Origin of the sequence: Pacificispira spongiicola (assembly GCF_012926505.1) — a bacterium.
In the GTDB taxonomy this organism is placed as follows: domain Bacteria; phylum Pseudomonadota; class Alphaproteobacteria; order UBA8366; family Aestuariispiraceae; genus Pacificispira; species Pacificispira spongiicola.
Genome location: NZ_JABBNT010000019.1, coordinates 1 through 608 on the forward strand (window position 1 = coordinate 1; position 608 = coordinate 608).

Annotated in this window: 1 protein-coding gene; it reads left to right on the forward strand. The window is 66.8% G+C overall.

Annotated elements, in window-relative coordinates; translation table 11 throughout:
* On the forward strand, positions 1–424 hold a 424-nt coding region (locus tag HH303_RS19915; protein WP_227421974.1), incomplete at its 5' end, for a hypothetical protein.
* Positions 425–608: the final 184 nt, after the last annotated feature.

The following is a 608-nucleotide window of genomic DNA, read 5'->3' on the forward strand; positions in this document are numbered from 1 at the left end:
CCGCCACGTCGCCGCTATGGCACGGTCTGGGCATCTCGGTGCGTCGATGCTCTTTCACGCAATCAGCGCACCGAGGGCGGACGGAGTCGTCACGCGGGCGCGGCTGGAGTCGGTCGGACTCACAGGAGAGCCCGCTTACGCGACGGCGGTTTGGCTGGACGACGACATCGTTACAGACGAAACCGTGGATCTTTGGCGACGCTTTCGCATCGCGGACATGTCCGCCGCCGCCGCGCGTTACGCCCCGGCCCCGCGCCCCGCTAGGCCCGTCAAGGTGGCAGCGTCTAAAGGCGACAAAGCGAAGAAGCCCAAACCGTCGCTAGAACGCCTCGAAAATTGGGCGGCCCGCGCCTTCAAAAACGCAGTCATGAGCGGCGAGATGGAACGCGAGCTGATCGAGATGAAAAGGCTACACGGACGATGACGAACACGACGCGTACCGAGTGCGGGCGCGTCGCGAGGGCGACGGGTAGCGCTAGGGCCTCCACCGAGCTGCACCCGTCGCCCGCACCCTCGCCGCCCGCCCCCCACATGTGCGGGGTAGAGTCCGACCCGGCCACCAGGGGTAGGGGGTGTCAATTTCTAGGGGTTCGGAGCCCCATGTCCGG